Source organism: Streptomyces aculeolatus (assembly GCF_020400605.1).
Taxonomy (GTDB): Bacteria; Actinomycetota; Actinomycetes; order Streptomycetales; family Streptomycetaceae; genus Streptomyces; species Streptomyces aculeolatus.
This window is the reverse complement of sequence record NZ_JAINRD010000098.1, coordinates 1-529: the sequence shown is the minus strand read 5'-3', so window position 1 is coordinate 529 and position 529 is coordinate 1. Positions and strand designations below refer to the sequence as shown.

Annotated in this window: 1 protein-coding gene; it reads right to left on the bottom strand. The window is 66.9% G+C overall.

Annotated elements, in window-relative coordinates; translation table 11 throughout:
* On the bottom strand, nt 1–390 hold a 390-nt coding region (locus LG396_RS38870; RefSeq protein ID WP_308190169.1), incomplete at its 3' end, for a polyketide synthase dehydratase domain-containing protein.
* Nucleotides 391–529 lie beyond the last annotated feature (139 nt).

Sequence of the window (529 nt, the reverse complement as noted above, 5' to 3'; positions counted from 1 at the left end):
CCCACCCCACCCAACAGAACCCACAGCCACCGTCTGATCGGGGTCGCCGGTTACAACCGTGGCCACGGCATGACAGGTCCAGGGATGGTCGATGTCCATTTCGCGGTCATCGAGCCGAGAGTATATTTTCGTCTCGCGGCGGCCATGCACATCCTCAGCGCCGACCCGCACCTGGAGCTGTACAACGTCGTGTTCTGGCAACAGCAGAGGGGCCTGGAGCGTGAGTTCCTCGATCTCGTCACAGCCGACTTGATCCGCTGCACGGACTACGACCTCCAGCAGCGCCGTCCCGGGGACGACGGCCTTCCCGGCGACCACGTGGTCCATCAGCCAGGGATGCGCGGCGGCCGACAGGCGCCCGGTCAGCAACCACTCGTCTTCGCCGGCCACCCGTACGGCCGCACCGAGCAGAGGATGGTCCGCTGCTCCAAGCCCCAGCTCGCGCACGTCGCCTACGCCGTGGGGAAGACCCCCGTCCAGCCAGTAGTGTTCGCGTTGGAAGGCGTAGGTGGGCAGGTCCACCCGGCGG